Below are 5,554 nucleotides of genomic sequence, written 5' to 3' on the forward strand. Positions count from 1 at the left end.
ACAAAGATGATTTTGCTTTCCTTTTTTAATTCCATTTTTGTGAATATGTTTAGACCCGCACTCTGGACATTGTATCATTTTTTTATTTTTGATAATTTGACCCCTTTATCTAAAAATCATACCTTAATTCAGCAACGCCAAAGTGTTTTCTTAATTCAGCATCAAAACGAGTTTTTTCTAAACCATCGTAAGTTTTTCTTAAAAATAAACTGGTTTCAGGAGTGAAAAAATAAGCTGGATAAAGATAAAGATAACGATATTTTCGATTTTCAAAATCAGCACCAATAGAATTAGTGTTGTTCATCAAAATTTGACGCAACATTATTTCTGTAGCCCAAATAGAACAAATTTGACGTTTAGCGGCTTGGGCATTAAATAAAATTTGTCGATTACTATAAACTTGCGGTGCAAATAAATTGCCAGACTCCATTTGCTCACTTATGGTATAAGATGAACTGGACATAGCACAGATATTTTCTCTTTGTCTTCCCGTAATTTTTGCCTTCTGATAACGATTTATTTCTGTTAAAAATGATTCAGAATTAGCTTCAACAATTCTACCTGTAGGTAAAGAGATAATATCATTAATATAGATTTTTAAATCATTCCAACCGTCTTCTATCTTAAATTGTTTAACAATAGGATTAATTAAAGTTTGAACATGATTGATAATTCCTTCCATTAACTTAATAGTTTGAGCTAAATCTTGCCCTTTTCCTTTTTCTGTTTGATAATATTTTCCAGCTAAATAATACCAATCTAAAGGCACTCCACCTGTTTTTTTTAATGTTTGAATTTCTTTGATAGCAGAAATTTCTGACTCTAATCCTAAATATTCAGCTAAGGGATAAATTAATTCTAATAAGGGTATCTCTTGACGCTGTTTTTTTGGTAATTGTTTTTGATAATTTTCTGCTTTTTCTAGCCATTTATTCCAAATTCCTCGACAAATAATGTCACAAAATTCTGCTAATCTATCAATGCGAATATCATTATCAAAATTAACGTTTATATTAGCTAATAATTCACCTTTAGCTTGAAAATTTTGTAAACTTTCACTACGTTTTTCTGAACAGGCTTTTTTTGTATCTGGAAAGATTCTTTCAGCTACTTTTATACCAACTTTCATCAAGTCTATAGGTTCAAAAAATAACCAATAATATTCAGCAAATTTTAAGCCTTTTCCGCCTCTACTAAAACCAGTTTGTCTATTAATAATTTGAGTTGCACATAATTGTTTAATTTTAGTAATTACTATATCTGTAATATTGTTTATATTAACATTTAAGGCATCGATTTTGGAGACATAAATAACACCATCAGGAAAGTACAATAAAGGTTGATAATTCTCACCATGAGAAGTAATTAAAGCATTGTTAATAATGTTAGTAATAACTCCTCGATTATCCGATAAGGCATGATAAGTAAACTGTAATTGATTATTACTTAAATTGCTTAAAATTTCTAAAAATTTATTATCTTCAATATCTTTTGGATGTTTAATAATAGAAACGAATAAATCAGAAAGTCTCAATAAGTGATGTAAATGTTGTCTGATTCTGCCATTTAAAGTTGGTTTTAAGCCTCTACTTTCTAAACCTCTATCAGCATCACTACCATCCCCTGCATTGTGACTTAACCAGACTATATCATCAATATAATTTTCCCAATTTTCTCCTAAAAATAAATCGATACCTAAATCCTGTATTCTTTTTTTAACATAATCTCGGCTTAAATTAGGAGCTTCTTGTTTTTTAGGAGTATCTTTACGCCAATTCCTATCTTTAAATTCTGCTACTGTTTCAGATAAATACTTTTGAAAATCTGGATCTTTTTCAAAGTCATGTAAAGGAAACGAGGCTAGAAAGAGTTTAATTACTAAAATATTAAAATGTCTTTGTATAGGATTAGTTTCTATTTTGTTTGATAATAATACACTAATAATTCTATAAGTAGGAAATAAACCATTTAGTATATGAGAAATTAAGGATTGATCATGTCGGCTTCTTTCTGTATTTTTTCCTTCGGCTTTTCTATCTTCAGTAAATTGACCACCTTTAGCGGTTATTCCAGCTAATTTAGTTAAAAGATTAGGTAAAATATATTCAGCAAAATCATTTAATATCTCATCATTTGGATTAGTTTCTTTAACTGCTTTTTTAAACAGAAAAATGATTAGTAATTCTGGGTTACTTTCTATATCTTGATCATTTTTTAATGAATCTAAATCTAAAGAATATGACGGTAAATCATCATGTTGATTTTGTTGTAAATTATCCAATAAGGAAAGTTGATTTATATTCATAACTTTATTAACTTTATAATGTCGATTGTGTGAGTATAACTAACTCGCTTGTTAGAAAATCATGCACCAATTTCTTTATATATTTGGCGTAATTCTTTCAAGTAAATTCATTGATTAGAAATGTTGTTAATAATTATGTTAACAGATAATTTTAAAATATACTTACTCATTAAAACTATAATAACCTTTTAAATTTTATATTCTTGTTTAATTCCCTAAATTTGATATACTGATCTCTGAGTTTAAAGAGAAAAAGTAAAAATACTCTTGTATTAATAAAATACCTTCTTAGGGATTGAAAAACTATGGTTTTCTGAGTTTTTGCCCATACTTTTCTCTTTATTTTTAGCAAATCCATCCTTCATCCTCCTTTGCTTTCCAATACCAGATTAAGGTTTCTAGCATCAATGCAGACTTGCCAAAGGCAATAGTATAAGGTTGTTTTTTGTCATCTTTACTATATTTATCTGCGAGGGAATAAGCCTGAAAATAAATCGGTAAACCTAATTTTGCCCTGAGATAAGTAAGAGAATAATCAGATATATAACAAACTAATTTTCTCTTTGAAAGAGCATTGCATATTTTATTGATATTATTACCATGAGGTTGTCGAATTTCCAAACCTGCTAAAACTTGAACTTGTCCAGAAGTAGCGATTTCAGTTATATCATTAGGATAATAAAAATACCAATTTTCTCGAATATCTCGATAACCAGTTACTTTTAAATAACATAAAGATTTATCAAACCGTTTCGTGGATAAACCTGCCTTTATACACATATCAAAAAAATCTTTTTTATTTATCCATTCAAAGATAAAATTACTAATAATACCACCTAAATTATAAGTTTTAAATTGTTCTTTCTCTGGTTCATTAAAACTAGTCAAATCATAAATAGCACAGTTTAATTGACTACTTCCTCGAAAACTACGAACTTCGTCAACTATTTCTTGTTTTCCTTCTTTAATATAATATTGAATCTCTTCAAATTTTTTATTAATACTTATATTAAATACTTGTTGAATATTTTGACCAAAATTAGTAGCAGAATTAGGAAAATTTTCTTTCAACTTTAATAATTCAGAATAAAGACAAGCTGATTGTATCGAGCCCCATCTTGACGGATATTTTTCAAAGCTATTAACAAAACTAAAACTATTTTTAATTGCGTTACCAAATTGCACTTTATCATATTCTTTATGATTAGTTAAGAGATGATTTTCTTTTTCAAATAACCTTTCAACAATAAAGTTAGGAATAAGAGCGTAGGCTTCATATTTATTAAAACCTTTATGTCTTCCAATACGTCCAAATCTTTGAATAAAATTACCAGCATCTGCACCTTCAAAAACTAAGAAATTAATCTTAAAATCTACACCAACATCAATAGTAGAAGTGCCTAATAATAAATCTGCTTCTTCGACTGATTTAGATTTTTCTGTTTCTCCCGTTAAACCAGTATTTTCTCTAACTTTAAAGCCAAATGGTTCAAAAATATCTTTAAAAATAAGAATTAATTTTTTAACTGCCACAATAGAGTTAAGAATAATTGCCCCTTTACTATTAGGATTATCTTGAAAAAATTTTAAAATAACTGATTCAGCATTTTCTACTAACCAATTATAACTAGATTGTAAATTAGGCTCTAATTTTGTGGGAAAATTTAATGTTATCGGATAACTAATTTGTCGCCAATTATTCTGTTGATTATCAGTAAAACAATATTTATTTTCAGCAACAGGATTAATAATTTTATAGTTAAAACCTGACTTACTTAAAAAAGTTGTTAATAATTCATTAGGTGTTGCGGAAAGAAAGAGGAATTTTTTATTAGGGATTGTATGTTTTAGAAGAAGTAAACTATTAAAAATACTAGCTACTTGAGAAGATGAAAAAACATGAAATTCATCAAATATAAATAAATCATAATAATTTGCAATTTGACCAAAAAGTTTATCTGGTGATTCACCTCTGATTTTATCTTTCTGTTTCCATCTTTTTAAATATCGAAAATCACATATATAATAAAAAATATCGGGATTAGTAAGTAAAATTTCATTATTACTAGCAACACTAATTAAACCTTTTTGTTTATTTGGTAACTGATTTGTTTCAATATAATCTTCAAGAATACCAGAGGTTAAACGATAGACTTCGAGATGAGAATTAAATTTATTTTGATAGTCTTTAATTTGTTTTTCTTGATCTCTAGCTAATTCATTTGTCGGATATAAAGCAATACTAGAAGTACCATGATTCATTGCTTTTAAATAAGCCGCTAAACTTTTACCATCTCCAGTCATTGCTATATTAAAAATAACATCAATATTAGGATAATTTAGGGCTTTAAAAGTTTCTAATTGATGCCAAGATAAATACCAATTTTCAGGTAAATTAATATTTTCAGGAATATCATCTGCATGACGAGAATAAACAGGTTTTAATCTTATTGTGTACATTTTTTTGTTTAAATATTTTTTAAAATATCGTTAATTTGTTGCTTTAATTTTGGTAACTCATTTTCAACGATCACCCAGACAATATTTAAGTCAATTCTAAAATATTCATGAACAATCAAATTTCTAAAGTCAGAAATATCTTGCCAATCAACTTGAGGATATTTTGCTTTAAATTTTTCAGAAGATGCTCTGACTGCTTCACCAATAATTTGTAAATTATGAACAATCCAAGTCTGAATTAATTCATCTTCATAAAATACTCCTTCACCTCTTACAGAATATTTTTCGATTTTTTCAATGGCTTCTTGAATATCTCTGATTCTTTCACTGTCGTCTCTCATAAATTAATTGCCTCCTGTAATACTCTTTCTTTGATACGCTCTTTTAAGCCATCGGCAGTCACTACATCAACTTTTTCACCTAATAAATTTTCCAATTCTCTAATTAACCTCACAGGAAACCAAGGGGTAATTTTCTGAATTTCATAATCAATTAAAAAGTCAATATCGCTTTTCTCGTCTGCTTCTCCTCTCGCAACTGAACCAAATACACGCACATTATAAGCACCATGTTTGGCTGCAATTTTAAGAATTTCTTCCCGTTTTTGTCTTAATAATTCTAGATTGAGCATTATTTTTAATCTATAATTAATGTCCGTAAACTATTAATATTTTCATATTAAACCATTAAAATAGAAATAACAAGACAATATATATATAAAGTGTCCGTATAAAATTATGACTCGAAAAAATCAAGCAATAACTTTGTCAATTCAAGAAAGGGAAAAAA

4 protein-coding genes are annotated in these 5,554 nt (G+C 27.7%); all 4 read right to left on the minus strand.

What is annotated here, in order from left to right; translation table 11 throughout:
• Positions 1-109: 109 nt before the first annotated feature.
• The 4 genes from cas10d to ACEW8E_RS08405 all read right to left on the minus strand — a co-directional run bounded on the left by cas10d (position 110) and on the right by ACEW8E_RS08405 (position 5,396).
• Entirely contained in the window at positions 110-2,305 is a 2,196-nt protein-coding gene (gene cas10d, locus ACEW8E_RS08390; RefSeq protein ID WP_373479890.1) for a type I-D CRISPR-associated protein Cas10d/Csc3, read from the minus strand.
• A 345-nt stretch (positions 2,306-2,650) separates the two neighbouring features.
• Positions 2,651-4,765 (minus strand): type I-D CRISPR-associated helicase Cas3', encoded by a 2,115-nt coding sequence (cas3, locus tag ACEW8E_RS08395; protein ID WP_373479891.1) that lies wholly within the window; start codon positions 4,763-4,765, stop codon positions 2,651-2,653.
• A gap of 8 nt (positions 4,766-4,773) precedes the next feature.
• Positions 4,774-5,106: a DUF86 domain-containing protein gene (locus tag ACEW8E_RS08400; RefSeq protein ID WP_373479892.1), complete on the minus strand. Its 333-nt coding sequence runs from the start codon at positions 5,104-5,106 to the stop codon at positions 4,774-4,776.
• On the minus strand, positions 5,103-5,396 hold the full coding sequence (locus ACEW8E_RS08405) for a nucleotidyltransferase family protein (RefSeq protein WP_373479893.1): 294 nt from the start codon (positions 5,394-5,396) through the stop codon (positions 5,103-5,105). Before ACEW8E_RS08405 ends, ACEW8E_RS08400 begins: the two co-directional genes overlap by 4 nt.
• Positions 5,397-5,554 lie beyond the last annotated feature (158 nt).

Source organism: Geminocystis sp. (assembly GCF_041753295.1).
Lineage (GTDB): Bacteria > Cyanobacteriota > Cyanobacteriia > Cyanobacteriales > Cyanobacteriaceae > Geminocystis.